The organism is Desulfurobacterium thermolithotrophum DSM 11699, assembly GCF_000191045.1.
Lineage (GTDB): Bacteria > Aquificota > Aquificia > Desulfurobacteriales > Desulfurobacteriaceae > Desulfurobacterium > Desulfurobacterium thermolithotrophum.
In genome coordinates this window covers 1425001-1446635 of record NC_015185.1, presented here as the reverse complement: position 1 = coordinate 1446635, position 21635 = coordinate 1425001, and the positions used below count along the sequence as shown (strand labels likewise).

Here is a 21635-nt window from a genome sequence, read left to right as displayed (position 1 = left end):
ACATGGCTAGATATAAAGTTACTTTTTTAAGCCAAGATGGGATTGTTAATACGGAGATTGTTGAAGCAAAAAACGAAAGTGAGCTTTTTTCTTTGTTTTCTGAAAGAGATGTAATACTTCTTGAATATAAAAAAGATTGGTTTTCCTTTTTAAAGGAATTTTCTCTTTTAGATCTTTTCCAGCGAAGAAAAATTTCTAAGCAAGAGCTTGCTGACTTTTGTTTCTATTTTGGCCGGGCACTTGATATGGGAATTTCAGTGCTTGAGATTTTGGAAGATATTGGTAAAAGTTCAAAAAACAAGTATTTTCGAAAAGTTATGGAAACCTTGAGAGAAAGGGTAACAGCTGGAAGTTCTCTCTCTGAAGCTATGGAGCTTACAGGTGCATTTCCACCGGAGTTAATAGGTCTTGTCAAGGTAGGAGAAAGTACAGATGCATTACCAAAAGTGTTCCTAAACTATGCAGAATATCTTGATTGGGTCATTTCGATAGAAAAAGAAGTAAAACAAGCACTTTCTTATCCTATCTTCGTTTCCTTTATAATGGTGTTTACAATTGCAATTATGTTTGGTTACATTATTCCGCAGATAATTCCAGCTATAACTGCTATGGGATTAAAGGAATATCCTTTGCCGACAAAAATCCTTCTTTGGTCAGGAAAATATGTTCAAATATTTTGGAAAGAAATTGTAATAACTCCTATTCTTCTTGTTATTTTCTTTAAGCTAATAATGAGATATTCTATTAAGGCAAGATATATTTGGGATAGACTGAAGATTAGTTTTCCATTAATTGGAGATATCTTTCAAAAAGCTAGTCTTTCTAGGGATATGAGAGCTCTTGCTGAAGTTTATAGGAGTGGAGGGACTATTTTAAGAGCTCTCGATATAATTATTAATCATGTTGAACAAAATCTATATATAAAGAGTATTTTTCAGAAAGTAAAGGAAAATATCATGGTTGGGGATATGCTGTCCGTTGCAATGGAAAGATCTGGTTTTTTCCAAAGCACAATTATTAGAATGATAAAGTTAGGAGAGGAAACAGGAGCTTTAGATAAATCTCTTTTGAGATTAGCAGAAATTTATGAAGATGATATGAGAAGAAAGATTCAAACAATGACAGTGGTTATAGAACCTACACTTCAATTAGTTCTTGGGGGAATTCTTGGTATAGTTGCTTTAGGTATTCTTTTACCTGTTTACAATATTATTTCGGGGTTAAGATGAAAACTGCGTATGCAGAAGTTGATGCTTCCGGAAATCTTCGGGTTTTGGAAAAGGAAGGGATACTTAAAGGAAGCTTTAGATATGTAAATACTTCGTTATCTGATTACAATGAGCCTAAAAGGTTAATAGCTTCCTTTACTGATAGTTCTGTAATGGATAAGGTTTATTCCTTTCCTAAGCTTAAGGAAAAGCACTTAAAATTAGCAATTAAACAGAAAATTTCTAAAGATCTCGAATTTATTGCTAATATAGAGGAAATGGTCTGGATATATTCGAAATTTCCTGCTAACTCTGGTTATAGAGTGCTAGTTTCTATTATGAGAAAGGAATTCTTACAACGATTTAACCACCTTAAAGCATTAACAACAACTGCTCAGGTTATAAGTAATTTTCTGACGGGTAAAGTGGAAGGAAATTTCATAGTTATTCATTCATTTAAGGATGACTACATTGTTATTGCCTTTCATAATGGATTGATTGACTATGTTAGAACTTTTAAAACAGAAAATTCTCTTGACGATGCTGTTGAATTAACTTTAGAGTACTATAAAGAACAAAGAAAAACAGAAATAACAAGAATATACTGTTCTGGAGATTTAGACTTTTTTCAAACTTCTAGATTTGAAATGAAACCTCTGACAGAATTAGTAGAGCTACCAATAAATGAAAAAGAACTTAATTTTTTTATCCCTTTTGCTCTCAGCAATTCTAAAGTACCTTATTTTTACGAAACTTCTACTTTTGCTTTTGGGCATTATGCTATTGCAGCATTTGTTTTTTTGCTTTTAGCTTCAGGAATAGTTTTTTTAAAAATCAATCAACTGAATGAACAATTAATCCATCTTCATAAAGAAAGAAATATGCTTTCTCTTAAGGTTAATAAACTTCAAACAGAACTTTCAAAACTTGAGAAAGAAATTCAGGTTCAGAAAAGTTTTCAGTCAAAACCAGAGATTAAGCATTTTCTCTCTTTGAAAAGAGATCAAGTTTCGGAATTTCTATATAGCTTTTATAAGATAAGTGATAGAGCAAATACTTTTGTGCTGTCTCTTTCTACTTCGAAAAATTCTGAGTTTGAGTTATCTACAATTACCTTTTGTAAGAATCTATCATCACCTATTGAGTTTTACAGACTTATAAATCTGATTAAAAAGAATCCGTTTATTGATAATGTCAAAATTATAGATGTAAAAGAGATTCCGGAAAAAAGAGCTCTCATGGCTGACTTTAGTATAAAGTTTAAGAAGGTTTATTATGGAAAAGATTGAAGTTTTTCTAAAGAAAAATTTTTTATGGCTGCTAATGATTTTCATACCTTTGGGAATTCTTTGCTATGAAGTATATAAAATAAATGACCTATCAAATAAAATAGAGCAGGAAACAAGTAAGATAAGGTCTTTAAAGAGAAAACTGGTTTCCTTGGATAAAAGAACAAAGGAAAAGAAAGCAGAATTAAAGAAGATATCTTTTGAAAATGAAAGGATTTTTAGAAAAGTAAAAACTTCAATAAAATATGACGATGTTACTTCTCTTAACTCAATAATTACAAGTCTTTTAATAAAGCATAAAGTAAAAGTTTTGTCCTTTAAGACGTTGGAAGAAACAGGGAAAGATCCGGTTAACCTTATTTTGGTAGAACTATCAACAGAAGGAAATGAAGATAAGGTTATTAAGCTTTTAGATAGTTTAAGTAATAATATACCACTGGAACTTCAATCACTAGAACTATTATTACCTACTCAAAGTTTATTAATGAATTTAACTTTCAAAGCACCTTTAGTAAGGTTAAGGAGACCGTAATGAGTGTTCTCTTTATCGTTTTTCTTTTAGTTTTTTTTCAAAAAGTTGCATTTGCAGGGATTTTTTATCCTCTTAGCCAGCTTCATCCTCCCAAGAAAAAAATAGAAAGAAAAATACCATTACAAAAATTTCCGGAATTGCACTTAGAAGGAATTGTAGGTGGAAAGTTTTCAATGGCGATAATAAATGGAAAGTATCTAAAGTTAGGTGATAAAATTGAAGGATGTACAGTAAATAAGATAGATGTAACAAACTCTTCTGTAGTTTTAAAATGCAGAAGTTTCAATATAAAATTAAGAATAGATCTTCTTAAAAGCAAAGAGGTTGTGGAGGACAAAATAAAATGATTAATTATAAAAAATTTCTACCTCTGATTTTAATAGTATTGGGGGGATGTTCTGTTAACCAAAAACAAGAGGTTAAAGTTTCTCCATCTGTTCCTGCTGTTCAGAAAGAAAAGAAAAAAGCTCCTATTGTTTTAAATTTAAAGCCTTTGCCTGTACAAACACCAACTCTTAAAGAAATGGAAAGTTTTCAAGAACAAGAAGAAACAAATGTTTTAGTAAATCTTTCTTTTGATAATATTGATCTAAAAAAAGCTCTTCTTGCACTTGGAAAAGCTACGGGATACAATGTGATAGTTCCTCCTGATATTGAAGGAAAAGTTTCCATTGAATTAAAAGGAGAATCTCTAAAAGATAGTTTAAATTCTCTTTTAAAACCTTTTGGTTATTCTTATAAGATTGATGCAAAAAATATATATGTTATATCCAAAGAAACCAAAGTTTTTCATATAAATCTACCTCAAACTAAAAGGCAGTTTTCTTCATCAATAGAAGCCTCCATTGGTGGAAGTTCTGAAGGAACAGGATCTACAACAACTACCAGTACAGCAACAATGTCGATAGGTAATTCTTATGATTTGGACATTTGGAACAATATTAAAAGTTCGATTGATGTGATTGTTAAAAATGATAAAACTGCTTCGTATTCTGTAGAGCCAATAAGTGGAACAGTAATAGTTACAGCAAAACCAGAAACTTTGAAAAAGGTAAAAGAGTTTATAGATACTATTAACGGAATTTCTGATCGTCAGGTTCTTATTGAAGCCAAAATAGTAGAAGTTAAACTAGATAAGAGAAATGAGCTTGGTATTAACTGGAAATATCTCACATTTAGTAATTTCTTAGGTTCTGGAGGGGAATATAACACTATATCTTTTAACTCTGGAGCTCCTGAAGGGAAACCTTTTCAACTTAGTATCGTGAAAGTAAACAATACATTCTCTGGACTTTTAGGAATTCTTTCTCAATTTGGGAAAGTAAATGTCCTTTCTTCTCCTCGAATTCTTGCCATGAATGGTCAGCCTGCAATGATAAAGGTGGGTAGAGATTATCTAGCAATCTATAGAACGCAAACAACTTCTACCACTTCTACAAGTTCTCAAACAGCTACAACTTTAACTACTGAGGAAGTTACAACAAACAGTATCTTAACAGAAGGTGTTGTTCTTACTATTATCCCGAAAATCGATGATAAAGGAAACATTATTCTAAACATAAGTCCAGCCATCAGTTCTCTTGATTCTCCTTTGATAACAGGAAGTACGGGTGAAACAACTGACTTTATAAATAAGGTTTATTCTGTAAATATCCGGCAACTTAATACTGTTGTAAGAGTAAAGAACGGACAAACAGTAATTCTTGGAGGTCTTATAGCTAAGAGTAAATCGAAGGAAAAAGAAGGAGTGCCAATACTTCAAGATATTCCGTTATTAGGGAATGCTTTTAAGTCAACATCTACTATTTCTTCAAAAACTGAGTTAGTTATCATGTTAACTCCTTATGTGGAGTCATCCAAATGAGGAAGTTACTATTAATTTTGCTAATATTTTTGGCGTTTACTATTCAGGCTTTTTCTGAAGATAGATTTTGTTTTGTTCAACTTGCCTCTTTTAAAAGCCTAAAAGTTGCTGAAAAGCTTTTTGAAGATGTAAAAACTGATAAACCTGTGTATATTCTAAAGTTTAAAGAAATTTACGGTGTAAGAGTAGGACCTTTTGAAAACTTTAAGATTTGTAAGTTACAAAAAGAAAAATTGAAAAACGATCTTAGAAAATATAGAATAGAGCCTATTATGATCTTATCAAGTCACTCTATTCCCCCTTCTAATTATGTTATTAAAGAAAAAACTTCAAAAACTAAAAGTCATAAAGAAGAAAAAAGAACAGTAGAACCTAAAAGGATAAGTGATATTTCTAAAGAAAAGGAGAAGAAAGATGCTTCCTCACTTGTATATCTCTACATAGAAAAAGCTAAAGTATGTATGGGAAAAAAGGACTGTACAAATGCTGTAAAATATTTAAAGCTTGCTATAACTAAAGGAGGAGAAAATCCAAAGCTTTATACCTACTTAGGGTATGCTTATACCCATCTTGGAAGGTATACAAAAGCTTTAAATGCGTTTAAGAAAGCTTTAAAGATAGATCCTGATTATGCAGAAGCTTATGCAGGAATAGGTTTTCTTTACTTGAAGCTAAACTCACCAAAAGCTGCGGTAATAGCATTTAGAAGAGCGCATAGTTTAAATCCTAAAGAAATCAGTTATAGCGTAAACCTAGCCATATCCTTATTAGGAAGTGGAAATATTGATGAAGCGATTCTTGAATTTCAAAAGCTGAAAAACAAGTATCCATTTTTACCAGAGATTTACTATAACGAAGCAGTTGCTTACCTAAAGAAAGGTTATTATAAAAAGGCTATTGAAGATTTTGAAATTTTCTTAGAATTAACTAAGGCTAACAAGTTTTATGAAGATTATAGGGAAGAAGTCTTAAAAGTTTTGAATCAAATTAAACTTATTTTGAAATCGAAAGATGAACATTAAGTCAAAAGGAAAATTAAGGGGATATAAAGAAGGTTTTAGAAAAGGGTTTAGTTTAATTGAAATTGCTATAGTCCTTGTTATAGTAAGTATTCTTCTAGGATTAGGAATTAGAAGTTGTATATCAGGAATTGAAACTGCAAAAATAGATAATACTCAGGATAAACTTTTAAATTTTAAGACTTTTATTTTGAGAAACTTTTGTAAAACAGGTAACTTAGTGAAAAAAAAAGAAATTGACTCTTACTACCTTAAAGATGCTTGGAACAATGATATTGAACTTATTTATGCTCTAGATACTAACGATAGTAATCCTTGTTCACTAAAAACTACATCTCTTTCTGTAATCTTACCATCAGGAAATGAAGTAAAAGATGTGGTTGCTGTTATCCTTTCACCGTCTGCAAATAGAGTTTTGGATTCGAACGTTTCTTTGAATAAAGTGGAAGTTAAGAATGATGATTTATGGGAATACATAACGTTATACGAAATTAAAACTCAATGTTGTAGTAACAAAGGAATTAGTATATTGACTGATTCCTTGCCTCCAATAGTTGAAGGAGAAAACTACGACATTACACTTGTTGCAACTGGAGGAAAGCCTCCATATAAATGTGATGTAACAAGTGAAAATAGCACGGTAGAAAGTTTTTTTAAAAATCATCTTGTTCAGGGAAGTGAAGCCTTCCCTTACTGTAAAATTGTTTTTTCAGAAGATGATTCAAAAGATTTTATTTCTTTGCTTTCCTCTAGTGAAGTTTCGATAAACTTAGAAGTTAAGGATAGTTCTAATCCTCCCTTTTTAGCTTCAAGGAATTATTTGATAACAGTTATAAGGAGAAAGCTATGAAACGGTCTGGTTTTACTCTTATTGAAATGGCAATAATTCTTGTTATTTTAGGACTTATACTTGGCATTGGAATGGGGACTATGATTCAGTTTATAAAGTGGAACAAGCGGAAAGAAACAAAAAATTTACTAAACAGTCAAGTAGAACAGGTAATAGGAACAATCTCTTCTTCTAAAAAGATAGATTTATCCCAAATCCCGAAAGTAAAAGACTCTTACTCTCAAGACATAATTACGATAGTAGCTTATAAAGTAACTTCTAATTTTTTATCACCTAAAAACGCAACAGTGTGTGACTTAAAAGATACAGAATTAACCTACAAAGATAATGCAACTGGAATGACAGTTAACAACGTAGCTTTCATAGTGTTTTCAAAAGGTTCTGACTATACTTCTGATACTTACTGCAATGATGTTAAAGTAACGAACGATATTGCCTGCAACGGCACAATCACTACAGACTCAACAAAAGACTTAGTTCGCTTCGTAACTTTACCCGAACTTAAAAACTACTTAGGTTGTCTTGGAAATCCCTTAAAAATACTGAACAACGAACTGCCTTCAGGGATTGTCGGCGAAAGTTATTATGCAGAAGTAATGGCAATTGGAGGGATAAAGCCTTACAAATGGTGCTATAGTGGTTTACCACCCTCAGGGATTAATATAACTCCCAATGCTGTATGTCCAAACTATCAAGAATCTTCCATCCTTACTCTATCTGGAATGCCATCAAATCTAACATCAGCAAGTATAAAAATTTGTGTTGAGGATAGCAATACACCTTCTTCTTATAAATCCTGTAAGGATTTTATTATAGTCATAAATTCTTCAGGTAACGGAACATCCAGCAGTGAAACAGGAGAAAATAATTCAAATTGTGCTTCAGGTTATAGTTTTCGTTTCACGGCTGTTAATTTGGGGCAAAATTGGATTTGGGTATGGCCTCTTAGATATAGTTACAATGACCGGGAAGGTGTTGAAGAAAAAATATTTTTAATTCCAGAAGGTTCTACTAGGAACTACTCATCGCCTTATACTCTTTATGGACGTGATTTTATATCCGTAACATTTTATTGGAGAGGGAATGAGTACGTACCATTAGCAAGAAACGTTTCTGAGCTTGATGCAAATGGAGACTGTGATATTCAAGTTAAATGTGTTATACCCTATAACTATGATGGAAGGGATCTAACGGTAGTTACTTGTTCTTCAGAATAATTTTTCTTAGGAAGGTAGTATGGCTAAAGAAAGACTTGGAGACAAATTGATAAGACTAAGACTAATAACCCCTGAACAGTTGGAAATAGCATTAAAGGAGCAGAAAAGAACTGGAGAGCTCTTAGGAGAAGTTCTTTTAAGGCTTGGATTTATAACGGAAGAACAGCTTATGAATGCTCTTTCGGAACAAAAAGGAATTGAAAGAGTAGAACTTTCTTCTTATCTAATTGACCCTGAAGTAATTAAGTTAATTCCTAAAAAATTAGCGGAAAAATACAAGATTATTCCTATTGCAAAGGAAGATGGAGCTTTAGTTATTGGCATGGTTAATCCTTTTGATCTTGAAGCTATAGATGTTATATCAAGATTTGTAGGAACAAGAGTAAAACCTGTTGCTATTAAAGAAAAAGAATTTGAAGAAACGTTTTCTAAGTACTACGGAGAAGTAAAAAGCATTGAAGAACTTTTAGAGGAAATTCTTGAAGAAAAAGTTTCTCCGGGAGAGTTAGATACAAGAATTATTCAAATAGTAGATTACATCATTTTAAAAGGAGTCAAGGACAAAGCTTCCGACATTCACATTGAACCTGCAGAAGCTGTAACAAGAGTTAGATATAGAATAGATGGAGTAATGACTCTTGGGTTTATTCTTCCAAAACAAATTCATTCATCAATTGTTACTCGAATTAAGCTTATTTCTCATTTGAACATATCAGAAACAAGGCTTCCTCAGGATGGCAGGACGACTTTCAAAGTAGGGGATAGAGAAATAGACCTGAGGGTTTCAACTTTACCATCTATATACGGTGAAGCTGTTGTAATGAGACTCCTTGGTCTCAATGAAGCTCTTCCAAAGCTTGAAGAGCTTGACTTTACTCCTCACAACTACAATTTACTACAAAAAGCTATACAAAAACCTTATGGAATAATCCTTGTTACAGGCCCTACAGGTTCAGGTAAAACTACTACTCTTTATGCTTTACTTAATAAAAGTTTTTCCGTTCAGAAAACAATAATAACCGTTGAGGATCCAGTAGAGTATAAATGGGAACTAATAAGACAGGTTCAGGTAAATCCAAGAGCGGGTTTAACTTTTGCAAAAGCTCTTAGAAGTATTTTAAGACAGGATCCAGATGTAATTCTGGTTGGAGAAATTAGAGATGAAGAAACTGCAAAAATAGCCACTCAAGCAGCCCAAACAGGTCACTTGGTTTTAACAACACTTCACACAAACGATGCAGTATCTTCCATAATAAGACTATCAGAATTAGGTGTAAAACCTTTCTTAATAGGAAGTTCTTTAATAGCAGTTTCTGCTCAAAGATTAGTTCGTGTTATTTGTCCTTACTGCAAGTATTCTTACAAAGCTTCTCCTGAAGAAAAGGAATATTTAAAAGTTCCTAAAGACAAGGAATTAATCCTTTATAAAGGAAAAGGTTGTGAAAAGTGTAAGTTTAGAGGTTACTTAGGAAGAACAGTAATAGCAGAGATACTTTTAATAGATAAAGAGCTGGAAGACTTGATAATCAAGCAAGCTTCTCCTGTTGAGATTATGCGTATTGCTTTGAATAAAGGATTTAAGACTATGTTTGAGGATGGAAAGCAGAAAGTATTAGATGGAAAAACAACAATTGAAGAATTAAAGAGAGTATTGGGATAATAAGGGGGAATTTTCTAGTATTCCCCCTTACTTTAAAAATTAAAGTCTATAATATACATCTCTTGAGTAGCCAGATGTATAATCTCCATTAGCTTGAATAGATCCTGTATTGTACACTCCATCATCGAACTCTTCATCAAGTCTTTTAGCTACTTCAGCAGGTAGGTTATCTATAAAAATATAGTTATATGTTCCGCTTCCAAAACTTCTACTAGAAAAACCATATCTGCCCCCATACGGGTTAGAAGGTCTTGTTACTGTAGATTCATTTGGATTTCCAGAAATTATACCTGCAGCTCTTAAATGTCTCCATATTTGAACAGATTCATCTGTATTAGTAGTGGATGTAGGACTTCCACTTATAAGTCCATTACCATCTCCATTTATGATATTTGAATAGGTGCTACCCCATTTATCTCCTGCTTTAGGATCATCACCGGGAAGAGCTTTATACCTATCATAGTAGGTATACACAGCGGCTGAAAGTCCTTGAAGATCATTTATAAGTTTTTTGTATTTTGCATTTTGTATTAGCTCCTGTCCTTTTAAAACGGCACCTAAGAGAAGACCTATAATTACAAGAACAATGGCTAATTCCACTAAGGTAAAACCTTTACGCTCTTTCATAATTACCCCTCCTTTAAAGTATTTAAGGTATTTTGTAAATTACCACATTTTAAAAATTTTAACAAGCCTTAGAATGTACCTCCATGTGTATGACAGTCAGAGCACTTACCTGAATAATGCCCTTCAATATTGATAGGTAATCCTAATCCATTAATTGGACTATAAGATATTGAGCCATCATGACAAGCAGCACAAAGAGAGCTCATATATTTTCTGTTTGTTGTTTCATCTACAGAATCAAGATTTTTAACAGGAAGATTTATGTAACTTTGAAGGTCAGAATTATCTAATAAATCGTAGGTTTTATTTTCTGCTGTTATATTTCCACTGAATTTAAGGTCAGCAAAGTATAAGGTTGTCTGAGGGTCAACGACTGCGTATTTAACTTCTTTTGTATTGTCAGATTGAATAATAGCCTTTTCTAAAATTAGAGTCTCTCCAACCTTTTCTATTATTAATTTATCATTATTGGAGGCGTGAGGATTATGGCATTGTGTACAGGCAAGAGCTTCATGACCTGTATGGAAAAGAATTTGGTTTGAAAGTTGGACATTCTTAAAAGTTGCATTGTCTCCATAGCTATTGTCTCCGTGCCAATCATTTGTTGTATAAGCACTTGCTACTTCAATAGGCACTTTGGAAGGTGAAATTTTTTCTTCTGCTTTTCCATCGCCATTTATATCTGCAAGTGCTTCTTGAGAGATATTTTCCCAATTATTTGAATGACAAGTTAAACAAAAATCGGAAGTTTTATGGTGTAATTTCCCTTCTATCATTCCAAAATCTGTATCGGGTTCTACAATTCCATCCATGTCTGGCTGCCAGTGACAAACAACGCAATCAAAATCATCAATTTTGCCGTTACCGTTAAAGTCGTGAAGAGATTGAGTTCTACTTCCTGTTCCTTTATAAAAGTGAATTCTTTCAAAGTTATCATGACAAACAAGGCATTGTCTCTGAGCTCCTTCATTTAGAGAAACTCCATTAAGCCCATGACAGGCAGAGCAGACATTAATAGCTTTGGAAGTTCCTACAGAATTAACAGCTTTTTCTATCATATTTTGATATTGTTCAACTGAAAGGTCTGCCGTTGCCATTGTGTGTTTGAAATTTTGATGACATCCAAGACAATCAGACTTTCCCCATCCATCAGGATGATTTTCTGCTGTTAAATAAGGAGAACTTCTTACAGCTACATTAACTCCTAAGTCTTTATAGTTAACATTTGCATCTCCCAGTCCACCACAACTATAAGTTAGTATAACTCCTGTTAGTATAAAAATTAGCTTTCTCACCCCACGCCTCCAAATTTCGCTAATTACCTTTCATCATGGTGTTTCTCTTAAATTGTAGTAAACTTGTTCGTATATTGCAAAGATAAAATAATTCTAATCTAGAAATTAGAATTTGAGTAAAAAGAGAGTATTGAATGTAAAGATTTTTTTTAAAGAGAGAGTTGATAAAGGGGGATTTAAAAAAGAGGATATAAAGATTAAATTTGGAGGCGGCGGGCGGATTCGAACCGCCGAATAAGGGATTTGCAGTCCCCTGCCTTAGCCACTTGGCTACGCCGCCATTTATGGAGCGGGCGACGGGACTTGAACCCGCGACCTAAACCTTGGCAAGGTTTCGCTCTACCAACTGAGCTACGCCCGCATCGTGGTGCGGGAGGAGGGAGTCGAACCCTCACGCCACGAGGGCACTGGATCCTAAGTCCAGCGCGTCTGCCAGTTCCGCCACTCCCGCGCTAAGTTATGGGGTGGGAGACGGGACTTGAACCCGCGACCGCCGGGGCCACAACCCGGCGCTCCACCAACTGAGCTACTCCCACCATAAAAGTAAATGGCTGGGGCGGCAGGATTCGAACCTGCGAATGGCGGATCCAAAGTCCGCTGCCTTACCGCTTGGCTACGCCCCAGCTTTATATTGCAGAGAGAAATTTAAACCAATATCCTTCTTTTTTCAAGGGGGTAACATCGAAATTTTCGTCTTTAATTATCGAAAATATAGAGGAGCCACTGCCACTCATTAATGGTTTTAATCCAAATTTTACAAGTTGTTCCTTTATTTTTAGGACTCTTTTTACACATGGACTATTTGAAAGTTCTAAATCATTTTCCATATTGTTTTCTACTTCTTCAAATTTACCGTTTATAAGTGGAGAGACTATTAAACGTTCTGCTGCTTCTACCGTGATTTCTGTCCTAATGATAGATGGTAAATTTTCGTAAACTTCTTTTGTTAGACAGGAAAAACCTGGATATATAAGAAGAATCTTAAAGTCGCTTTTTGTATAGTGCTTTAGTTTTTCTCCTCTACCATAAGCTATTGCAAGTCCTCCTTTTAGGAAAAATGGAACGTCACTGCCTAACTCAGCTGCTATTTCTTGTAGTTTTTCATCAGATAAAGGTTTATCGTACATCAAATTTAGACCTTTTAATGTTGTTGCTGCGTTAGAGCTCCCTCCACCAAGGCCTGCTCCAACAGGAATTTTCTTTTCAAGTTTTATTTTTACTTTAGGTTTTATACCTGTTGCTTCTTGGAAGAGTTTACAAGCTTTAATTATTAAATTGCTTTTATCAAGGGGTAAACTAGAATTCCCTTTTATTGAAAGTTCTAATCTATTTGATGGTAAAAGGGAAATGATATCCATGAGATTAATAGTGTGCATAACGGTTATAATCTCATGATAACCATCAACTCTTTTCCCTTTTACCCACAGGGATAAATTAATTTTTGCAGGTGATGGAAGTATCAGCTTCATGATGAATAAATTATAACAGCATGAGGAGTTTCTGATGAAGAGAGTCGTTTTTTTTCTACATAGGGTCTATCCAAATTCTAATAAAAAAAGAGATGACATTTCTCTTTCAGGATTTATTAAGGCTTTAAAGCTTATTTCTCTTCGTTTCAAAATTGTTTCTCTTCATGAGCTTCTTGATAAAGATGTGAAATCCAATAAACCTCTTGCAGCTATTACTTTTGATGACGGTTATAAAGATAATTTTGTTTATGCTTATCCAATTTTGAAAAAAATGGGAATTCCTGCTCATCTATTTATAACAGCAAACAGAATTTTAGATTCTGAGAAGGTGGAAAAAAACCTCTTTGATTACTGGAATGGAAAGGTATCTTTTGAAGAGCTCTATAAACCAACTTCTATGTATTATGGACATGAGGAGTTTATAAAAAAGGGTTATTCTGAAGAATTTTTGTCTTGGAAAGAGCTTGAGCTTATGAAGGATGTTTTTTCTTATGGTGCTCATAGTGCTAATCATTTTTCATTTCCATATAAAGAGGAAATTATTGATTTTTTTGATGGTTCGAACTTTGATTGGTCTATGCTTTTATATTCAAAGGAGCCTTTTAATGGCCTTCCTAAGTTTCCAACAAGAAGCGAGTTAGATATAAGAAAGTTTTATCCTTCTAAAGAGCTTTTAAAGTTTTGTCGCGATTTTCCTAAAAAAGGAAACTGGAAAAAGAGTCTAAGATTAGAAATAGAAAAGAATTTTAAGACATTTGGAAGTTATGAAACAGAAGAAGAAGCAAAAAAAAGAATAAAAACAGAACTAATAGATTCTAAGAAGAAAATAGAGAAAAGGCTCGGGATAACCGTTGATAACTTTTCTTGGCCGTTTGGTCACTATTCAGAACTTAGTAAGGATATAGCTTCGCAAGTTTATACTTATGTTTTTACTATAAAAAAAGGTTTTGTAGAGGAAGATTCCGACCTAGCTGAGTTACCAAGAGTTTCTCTCGGTAAAGATATTTTTACAGTTTTAGGTAGAATTCTAACCTTTTCTACTGATTTAGGATATGCAATTTATAAAAAAGTTAAAAAGGAGAAAGTACTTTGAGTTTATCTGTAGGTATTTTAACTTTTAATTCGGAAAGGTACTTAAAAGAAGTTTTAGAGAGTGTTAAAAGCATAGCTGATGAGATAGTTATTCTTGATTCCGGCTCTAAGGACAGAACGATAGAGATAGCAAAATCTTTTGGTGCAAAAGTGTTTTTTAGGAAGTTTGATAACTTTGTTAGTCAGAAAAATTATCTGCTTTCTCTTTGCAAAAAAGAGTGGGTTCTCTTTATTGATGATGATGAAGTTGTTGGTAATGAGCTAAAAGCAGAAATTGAAAGAGTAAAAAAGGAAGGAAGTTTTGATGGTTACTATGTTAACGTTTTAACAAATTATCTTGGTAGATGGATAAAGTATGCTTGGTATCCCGATTGGCATCTGCGGCTTGCAAAACGCGAAAAATGTAAATGGATAGGAGATTTAGTTCACGAGTCTCTAAAAGTTGATGGAAAGCTTGGATATCTAAAGGGAAATCTTTTGCATTATTCTTATCCCTCGATTTCCCATCACTTAAAAAAAATTGATCTTTATACGAGCTTATACGCTGAAGGTGTTTATAGAAGAGGAAAAAAGTTTTCTTACATGAAGTTGTTTTTATCCCCTCTGGGAGCTTTTCTAAGACGTTACATTTTTAAAAAAGGATTTCTTGATGGTTTTGAGGGTTTTGTTTTAAGTGTTATGTCTTCTTACTATACATTCCTTAAGTATCTTAAATTATGGGAAAAGGAGAAAAATGAAAAAACTTTTCATTCTAGATGAAAGGTGGGATAGTGCCTTAACAGATCTGGGAATTAAAATGGCCGTTGTTTCAGATGGTTGTGTTGCCTGTGCAGTTTTAAAAGGAGCTCCTGCAGAAGAAAGAGTTAAAAAAGCAAATTTAAAGTATTTCTATATAGAAGATCCAAGAAAGGGATTGTCTATTCAACCATTTTTATCTCTAAGGAAGGTAATTGAAAGGTTTAAGCCTGATATTGTTGTTACAATAAGAGGGGATGAACTGCTCTTTTCATCGCTTCTTAAAAAGACATTTAACTTTAAACTCTACAGAATTCATGGAGAAGCTAAAGGAATAAGAAACTCCTTCCTAAATAGATACCTTCATAGAAAGTTTGTTGATGGTGTAATACTTTCTTCAAGAAAGCTTTTGAACGAAGTCGTTATAGACTTACCAAAGATTTTTGCGCACGGGGCTGTTGATACGCAAGAATTCAAGTTTTCCGAGAAAGGAAGAGAAAGAATTAGAAAAGAACTTGATGTAAATGATTCAATTCTTATTGGAGTTGTTGGTAGACTTGATCCTGTAAAAGGACATGAACTTTTTATAAAAGCTCTTTCTATTCTTAAAAAGAAGGATTTAAAAGTTAAAGGTTTGATAGTTGGTGAGGAAAAGAACGTTAAACTTTCAGATTTAAAGACTCTTGCACAAACTTTGGGAGTTAACAAAGATATATTTTTTATTACCGAAAGGAGAAAGGATATTGTTGACTTAATGTCTGCAATTGATATAGGAATTGTTCCTTCGAAAGGCTCTGAAATGATTGCAAGAACTCTTCTTGAATTTATGGCGTGTGAAAAACCTGTTGTTGCTACGGCAGTTGGAGTTCTTCCTGAAATAGTAAAGGAAAACTTTGGAGAGATAGCCAAAGTAGATGAAGAATCTATATCAAGAGGTATAGAAGCTATTTTAAGAAAAGGCATAAAGAAACTTGGAAAAGCTGCTCGAGAAGAAGCAGTTGAAAAATATTCGCTTTTAAGTCTTTCTAATATTGTTAAATTTTTTGAGAGGAAGGAAAGATGAAGTATATTGTGATTGTCCTTGCAATTATTGGAGCTCTTTTACTTTTCTTTATGGCTATTGGTTCAACCATAAAAGCGGAGAAAAAGTAATTGTTTGTAGAAGTTGCATTGGATCTTCCTATTGACCAAACATTCTATTATCGAGTACCTAAGGTTGTTTCTTATCTTCCAGAAGTAGGAAAGAGAGTTATTGTTCCTTTTGGAAAGAATGATCTTTTAAAAACAGGGATAATTCTTTCTATCAAAGACTCTATTGATTACAGTCCAGAAAAAGTAAAGGAGATTTTTGATATTCCAGATAATTTTCCTCTATTTGCAGAAAAAACTCTTGAACTTACTAAATGGATTTCTAATTATTACTGTGCTTCTATAGGGGAAACTCTTTTTGCATTTTTACCTTCAGGATTTGTTGTTTCTGAATCTTTCTACATAAAACTTTCTAATAGAGAGATTTCAGTTAACCTAACTGAATCTGAAGAAAAAATAGTAGAGATTCTCAAATCTGCTTCCGGTCGTCTTAAACTTTCCTCTTTGAGAAGGAAAGTAAAAGTTTCTTCCTTTTATCAAGCTATAAAAAATCTAATTTATAAAGGAATTATTGTAAGAGAAGAGTTTATAAAAACAGATCTTATTCCTAAGGAAGAGTTTGTTGTTTTAAAACGTTTAGAAAAGGTAAGGGGAAAGAAAGAAAAGGAACTTCTTCAATATCTTGAAACTTTAAAAAAGGCTAAACTAAGTGATCTTAAAAGATATGGATTTACAAGGCAAACTGTAAATAAACTTGTTAGTAAAGGACTTGTAGAGATTATTGAAGAAAAGACAACTATTGCAAATAAACCTCAAGAACTAATAGAAAAAAAAGAAATAGAACTAACACCTTCTCAGAAAAGAGCATTTGAAGAAATTCTGGAAGCTAAAACAAAGAAGTTTCTTCTTTATGGCGTAACAGGTTCAGGAAAGATGGAAGTTTATCTTAAAACAGCTTTTGAATTTGTAAAAAGAGGAAGATCTGTTTTAATTTTGGTTCCAGAACTTTTGTTAACACCAGAGCTTAGAGCACGAGTAGAAAGCTACTTTGGTTCTAATATAGGTATTTACCATGGCAAACTCTCGCAAAAAGAAAAAGTGTCTACATGGTTAAAAGCTGTTAAAGGTGAAACTAAGGTTTTCATAGGAACAAGAGGAGCAGTAATGCTTCCTATAAAAGATCTTGGACTGATAATTGTAGATGAAGAACAGGATTCTTCTTATAAGGAACAACAAAAACCTTACTATCATGCGCGAGAAGTTGCTATCAAAAGATCTGAATTAGATAACTTCCCAATAGTTTTAGTTTCTGCTACTCCATCTGTAGAAACATACTATAGGGTTAAGAAAAAGGAAATAAGGAAACTTGAACTCAAAGAAAGAGTTTCTAATGTTCCTCTTCCCTATATAAAGGTTGTAAATCTTCAAAAATCTAAAAGATTTTCAATATTTTCTGAAGAACTATTAAAAACTTTGGAAAATACAGTAAAGAAGGGTGAACAGGTTTTCCTTTTTATAAATAGAAGAGGTTTTTTTTCCACTTCTTTTTGCTTGAGCTGTGGTTTTATAGTGGAGTGTGAAGATTGTTGTGTACCTTTGACCTACCATAAGCAGGAAAAGCAACTTATCTGTCATATGTGTGGAAAGAGATACAAACCAATCTATAGATGTCCTAAGTGTAATGCCCGTTTAGAGTTTAAAGGTTACGGAACGGAAAGAGTAGAGGAAGAATTAAGGATACTTTATCCAAACTTTAAAATAGTGAGATTAGATCAAGATACGATCAAAAATCCTTCAACAGGTGCCAGAATTATAAAAGACATAAAGGAAGGCAAATATGACGTTATAGTGGGAACTCAAATTGCAAGTAAGGGTCATAATTTCCCTAAGCTTACACTTGTTGGTGTTTTAATGGCAGATTTACTAGGTGGAGCTCCAGATTACATGGCTTCAGAAAGGATTTTTCAAACAATAGTTCATACCACAGGAAGAGCAGGAAGATTTAAACCAGGAGCTGCTATTGTTCAAACCTTTAATCCAGAACTTCCTGCAATCAAATGGGCTGTAGAGTATAAGTTTAACTCTTTTTATGAAGAAGAATTAGTTGCACGAAAGCTTTTGAACTATCCTCCCTTTACTAAAGGAGTGCTTGTAGAATTTCAGTTAGAAAAAATATCTAGTTTTCAGAAAATAGAAAAAGAATTTGGAAAATTAAAAGAAACTCTTTCTTCATTCTTTTCTATTCCTGATATATCCCCAGCTCCTTTACCTAAAGTCTCAGGAAAGTATAGATTTATTTCGTTTTTCCGTGCTGTAGATGAAAGAAAGCTTCTTTCAGGAATCAAAATTCTTAAAAAGGAATTTCTAAATCGTTTTAAAGGAATAAGATATAAAATAGAAGTTGATCCAGTCAGAATAGTTTAGTTAAAGAAATGGAAAAAAGGAGGTGGATATGAAAAAACTTCTTTTTCTTCCTTTAATCCTTCTCTTAACAGGGGGATGTGCTGTTAATTCTATTTCAGAAAAAGAAACTGTTACAACGAATCTACAGCAAACAGAAAAGAATAAAACTTTTGATGATGTAGCCATTTATCCCGGATTTAAGGCTGATCCAGCAAAAAGTTTTATTTATGAATCAGGAGATATAAAAGTAGGAAGACTTGTTTTAAGAGGAAGAGCTCCTATTACAGAAGTAGTAAATTTTTATAAAAATACTCTACCAAAAGGAGGCTGGGAACCTGTTTCTATTAGTATTTATGGAAAAGAGGCAAATTTGACTTATATGAATCAAACTAGAGTTCTTCAGATTCAGGTGATAGAAGGTTTTTCAGAAACAACTCTTATTATTCAGATTGGTCCTAAAGGAGAGTTGACAACTCCTACTGAATAACTATATTAGACCACTGCTGATTAACAGGTGAATAAGGACGCGGGCGTAGCTCAGTTGGTAGAGCGAAGCCTTGCCAAGGCTTAGGTCGCGGGTTCAAGTCCCGTCGCCCGCTCCACTTGACATTATTCTGAAGATGTCTATATTACAGCGTCCCAAAGTTGAATAAGATTCTTGGCCAACCCTGAAGGGGTTGACAAAAGCTTTTGAGGATATAAATTCAAACGATACGCTTTGAAAAAAGTTGAATAAGGTCACCCGAAAGGGTTGACAGATAGAGGAAAAGCTCCTAAATTAGCGTTCCGCACTTTAGGAGCTTTTTAAATCTTCAAGTTCCTCAGTAAGAAGCCCTTACAAAGGGTTGACAAGCTGAGGAGAGAGGCATAAATTTAAACATCGCGCCTTGAGGAAGGCGGTCTTTGACAGGAGAATAAGGGACACGCGCCTGCGGGAGATAGATAAGCCCTTGAGGGCTTTTGATTGAGGTGTTCCGCTAGGTTCTCGTAGCCTTGCGAACTGAGCCAGAAATCGGATTTTAGATATTTTTGCTGGAGAGTTTGATCCTGGCTCAGCGCGAACGCTGTCGGCGTGCCTAACACATGCAAGTCGTGGGGCAGCAGGCGGGTTCCTTTTGGAACCCGTGCTGGCGACCGGCGAACGGGTGAGTAACGCGTGAGCAACCTACCCCGAGGAGGGGGATAACCCGGGGAAACTCGGGCTAATACCCCATAAGCGCACGACCTGCATGGGCTGTGTGAAAAGGGTGGCCTCTGCTTTGCAAGCTGCCGCCTCGGGATGGGCTCGCGTCCCATCAGGTAGTTGGTGAGGTAACGGCTCACCAAGCCTACGACGGGTAGCCGGCCTGAGAGGGTGGTCGGCCACACCGGGACTGAGACACGGCCCGGACTCCTACGGGAGGCAGCAGTGGGGAATCTTGGGCAATGGGCGCAAGCCTGACCCAGCGACGCCGAGTGGAGGAAGAAGCCCTTCGGGGTGTAAACTCCTGTCGCCGGGGACGATGCGGGTGTGGGTTAATAGCTCACACTCGTGACGGTACCCGGAGAGGAAGGGACGGCTAACTACGTGCCAGCAGCCGCGGTAATACGTAGGTCCCGAGCGTTGCGCGAAATTACTGGGCGTAAAGAGCGCGTAGGCGGGCCAGTAAGTCAGAGGTGAAAGCCCCCGGCTCAACCGGGGAATTGCCTCTGATACTGCTGGTCTAGGGTCCGGAAGAGGCTGGCGGAATTCCCGGTGTAGCGGTGAAATGCGTAGATATCGGGAGGAACACCGGTGGCGAAGGCGGCCAGCCAGGACGGTACCGACGCTGAGGCGCGAAAGCGTGGGGAGCAAACCGGATTAGATACCCGGGTAGTCCACGCTGTAAACGATGGGTGCTGGGCGTTGGCACCGATAGGTGTCAGTGCCGAAGCTAACGCGTTAAGCACCCCGCCTGGGGAGTACGGCCGCAAGGCTGAAACTCAAAGGAATAGACGGGGGCCCGCACAAGCGGTGGAGCATGTGGTTTAATTCAATGCTACGCGAAGAACCTTACCAGGGCTTGACATGCGGTGTGTCGTAGCCGAAAGGCTACTAGCTACCCTTTGTGGGGTAGCGCGCCGCACAGGTGGTACATGGCCGTCGTCAGCTCGTGCCGTGAGGTGTTGGGTTAAGTCCCGCAACGAGCGCAACCCCTGTCCCTAGTTGCCAGCGGGTAAAGCCGGGCACACTAGGGAGACTGCCGGCGATAAGCCGGAGGAAGGAGGGGATGACGTCAGGTCAGTATGCCCCTTACGCCCTGGGCTACACACGTGCTACAATGGTCGGGACAGAGGGAAGCGAAGCCGCGAGGTGGAGCAAAACCCACCAAACCCGGTCCCAGTTCGGATTGCAGGCTGCAACTCGCCTGCATGAAGCTGGAATCGCTAGTAACGGCCGGTCAGCTACACGGCCGTGAATACGTTCCCGGGCCTTGTACTCACCGCCCGTCACACCCCGAAAGCTGGCTCTACCAGAAGTCCCCGGGCTAACCCTCTTATGAGGGAGGCAGGGGCCGAAGGTAGGGTTGGTGATTGGGGTGAAGTCGTAACAAGGTAGCCGTAGGAGAACCTGCGGCTGGATCACCTCCTTTTATGGAGAGGGGTGGGCAGGTTCCCACCCCTAAAGAATAGCAGGTGCGTGTCCCTTATCCTCTTGTCAAAGATAAGAGTGGTCTTTGACAGTAGAATAGGGAAACCAGTACTGAGGTAGATAGATAGGCCGAGGTGCTAAGGGCACACGGTGGATGCCTTGGCGCCAGCAGGCGAGGAAGGGCGTGGTAAGCTGCGAAAAGCCCCGGCGAGGCGCAAACAGCTGATGACCCGGGGATGCCCGAATGGGGAAACCCGGCAGGCAGAAAGCCTGTCATCCCGCATTTTGCGGGAGGCGATACCCCCCGAACTGAAACATCTCAGTAGGGGGAGGAAAGGAAATCAACCGAGACTCCCTGAGTAGCGGCGAGCGAAAGGGGACCAGCCCAAACCGTGTGAGTGTTAAAGCGGGCAGGCGTTGCTCACACGGGGTAGCGGGACGTACCTGGAAGGAGCTGCCTCTCCTTCGGGGAGTTACAAAAGTGCTGGGTAGCCGAATGGTCTGGAAAGGCCAGCCGTAGAGGGTGATAGCCCCGTAGGCGAAACTCGGCACTCTCCCTGGGGTACGATCCCAAGTACCGCGGGACACGAGGAATCCTGCGGGAATCAGGGGGGACCACCCTCCAAGGCTAAGTACTCGCTGGCGACCGATAGCGCATAGTACCGTGAGGGAAAG

The 21635-nt window shown here is 36.2% G+C and carries 17 protein-coding genes, 6 tRNA genes and 2 rRNA genes (1 of these 25 running past the window's edge); 17 read left to right on the top strand and 8 right to left on the bottom strand.

Annotated features, from left to right (window positions below):
* The first annotated feature begins 2 nt into the window (after positions 1–2).
* The 9 genes from DESTER_RS07450 to DESTER_RS07410 are packed head-to-tail and all read left to right on the top strand — an operon-like array spanning position 3 to position 9639.
* Positions 3–1229, top strand: a complete 1227-nt coding sequence (locus DESTER_RS07450) for a type II secretion system F family protein (RefSeq protein WP_013639029.1) — start codon at positions 3–5, stop codon at positions 1227–1229.
* Positions 1226–2497, top strand: coding sequence for a hypothetical protein (locus tag DESTER_RS07445; protein ID WP_013639028.1), 1272 nt, complete (start codon positions 1226–1228; stop codon positions 2495–2497). Before DESTER_RS07450 ends, DESTER_RS07445 begins: the two co-directional genes overlap by 4 nt.
* The gene (locus DESTER_RS07440) at positions 2484–3029 is read left to right on the top strand and encodes a hypothetical protein (RefSeq protein ID WP_013639027.1); all 546 of its coding nucleotides are present in this window, start codon (positions 2484–2486) and stop codon (positions 3027–3029) included. Before DESTER_RS07445 ends, DESTER_RS07440 begins: the two co-directional genes overlap by 14 nt.
* Positions 3029–3376, top strand: coding sequence for a hypothetical protein (locus DESTER_RS07435; protein WP_013639026.1), 348 nt, complete (start codon positions 3029–3031; stop codon positions 3374–3376). Before DESTER_RS07440 ends, DESTER_RS07435 begins: the two co-directional genes overlap by 1 nt.
* On the top strand, positions 3373–4893 hold the full coding sequence (locus DESTER_RS07430; protein WP_013639025.1) for a type II secretion system protein GspD: 1521 nt from the start codon (positions 3373–3375) through the stop codon (positions 4891–4893). Before DESTER_RS07435 ends, DESTER_RS07430 begins: the two co-directional genes overlap by 4 nt.
* Positions 4890–5915 carry an SPOR domain-containing protein gene (locus tag DESTER_RS07425; RefSeq protein WP_013639024.1) on the top strand — a complete coding sequence of 342 codons (1026 nt, stop codon included), beginning with the start codon at positions 4890–4892 and terminating at the stop codon, positions 5913–5915. Before DESTER_RS07430 ends, DESTER_RS07425 begins: the two co-directional genes overlap by 4 nt.
* Entirely contained in the window at positions 5905–6762 is an 858-nt protein-coding gene (locus DESTER_RS07420) for a type II secretion system protein (protein WP_013639023.1), read from the top strand. Before DESTER_RS07425 ends, DESTER_RS07420 begins: the two co-directional genes overlap by 11 nt.
* A complete protein-coding gene (locus tag DESTER_RS07415) occupies positions 6759–7979 on the top strand; it encodes a prepilin-type N-terminal cleavage/methylation domain-containing protein (RefSeq protein ID WP_013639022.1) in 1221 nt (406 codons plus the stop codon). The genes DESTER_RS07420 and DESTER_RS07415 overlap by 4 nt, the downstream gene beginning before the upstream one ends.
* Before the next feature lie 19 nt (positions 7980–7998).
* On the top strand, positions 7999–9639 hold the full coding sequence (locus DESTER_RS07410; RefSeq protein ID WP_013639021.1) for a GspE/PulE family protein: 1641 nt from the start codon (positions 7999–8001) through the stop codon (positions 9637–9639).
* A 39-nt stretch (positions 9640–9678) separates the two neighbouring features.
* Here the strand turns inward: DESTER_RS07410 and DESTER_RS07405 are convergent, their stop codons facing one another.
* From DESTER_RS07405 to ispE, 8 genes are all read right to left on the bottom strand, one after another.
* Positions 9679–10266: a type II secretion system protein gene (locus DESTER_RS07405; RefSeq protein ID WP_013639020.1), complete on the bottom strand. Its 588-nt coding sequence runs from the start codon at positions 10264–10266 to the stop codon at positions 9679–9681.
* Between the two features lie 68 nt (positions 10267–10334).
* Positions 10335–11561: a cytochrome c3 family protein gene (locus DESTER_RS07400; protein WP_013639019.1), complete on the bottom strand. Its 1227-nt coding sequence runs from the start codon at positions 11559–11561 to the stop codon at positions 10335–10337.
* A gap of 204 nt (positions 11562–11765) precedes the next feature.
* A tRNA-Cys gene (locus DESTER_RS07395) sits at positions 11766–11841 on the bottom strand.
* A 5-nt stretch (positions 11842–11846) separates the two neighbouring features.
* Positions 11847–11922, bottom strand: a tRNA-Gly gene (locus tag DESTER_RS07390).
* Between the two features lie 4 nt (positions 11923–11926).
* A tRNA-Leu gene (locus DESTER_RS07385) sits at positions 11927–12012 on the bottom strand.
* A 9-nt stretch (positions 12013–12021) separates the two neighbouring features.
* A tRNA-His gene (locus tag DESTER_RS07380) sits at positions 12022–12097 on the bottom strand.
* A gap of 12 nt (positions 12098–12109) precedes the next feature.
* Positions 12110–12184 (bottom strand) — tRNA-Gln (locus tag DESTER_RS07375).
* A 3-nt stretch (positions 12185–12187) separates the two neighbouring features.
* Positions 12188–13030: a 4-(cytidine 5'-diphospho)-2-C-methyl-D-erythritol kinase gene (gene ispE / locus DESTER_RS07370; RefSeq protein WP_013639018.1), complete on the bottom strand. Its 843-nt coding sequence runs from the start codon at positions 13028–13030 to the stop codon at positions 12188–12190.
* A 34-nt stretch (positions 13031–13064) separates the two neighbouring features.
* On the opposite strand from ispE, the gene DESTER_RS07365 reads away from it, so the two are divergent.
* The 8 genes from DESTER_RS07365 to DESTER_RS07330 all read left to right on the top strand — a co-directional run.
* Complete coding sequence (locus DESTER_RS07365; RefSeq protein ID WP_013639017.1) at positions 13065–14123, top strand: polysaccharide deacetylase family protein; 1059 nt, start codon at positions 13065–13067, stop codon at positions 14121–14123.
* Entirely contained in the window at positions 14120–14881 is a 762-nt protein-coding gene (locus DESTER_RS07360; protein WP_013639016.1) for a glycosyltransferase family 2 protein, read from the top strand. The genes DESTER_RS07365 and DESTER_RS07360 overlap by 4 nt, the downstream gene beginning before the upstream one ends.
* Positions 14856–15920, top strand: a complete 1065-nt coding sequence (locus DESTER_RS07355; RefSeq protein WP_013639015.1) for a glycosyltransferase — start codon at positions 14856–14858, stop codon at positions 15918–15920. Before DESTER_RS07360 ends, DESTER_RS07355 begins: the two co-directional genes overlap by 26 nt.
* 89 nt (positions 15921–16009) lie before the next feature.
* The gene (gene priA, locus DESTER_RS07350; protein WP_013639013.1) at positions 16010–18370 is read left to right on the top strand and encodes a replication restart helicase PriA; all 2361 of its coding nucleotides are present in this window, start codon (positions 16010–16012) and stop codon (positions 18368–18370) included.
* A 28-nt stretch (positions 18371–18398) separates the two neighbouring features.
* Entirely contained in the window at positions 18399–18836 is a 438-nt protein-coding gene (locus DESTER_RS07345) for a hypothetical protein (protein WP_013639012.1), read from the top strand.
* Positions 18837–18875: 39 nt separating this feature from the next.
* A tRNA-Gly gene (locus DESTER_RS07340) sits at positions 18876–18951 on the top strand.
* A gap of 427 nt (positions 18952–19378) precedes the next feature.
* Positions 19379–20961, top strand: a 16S ribosomal RNA gene (locus DESTER_RS07335).
* A 126-nt stretch (positions 20962–21087) separates the two neighbouring features.
* Positions 21088–21635: ribosomal RNA gene (locus tag DESTER_RS07330) — 23S ribosomal RNA — on the top strand (it continues 2429 nt past the right edge of the window).
* Together the 16S and 23S rRNA genes with 1 tRNA gene alongside form the textbook arrangement of a ribosomal RNA operon.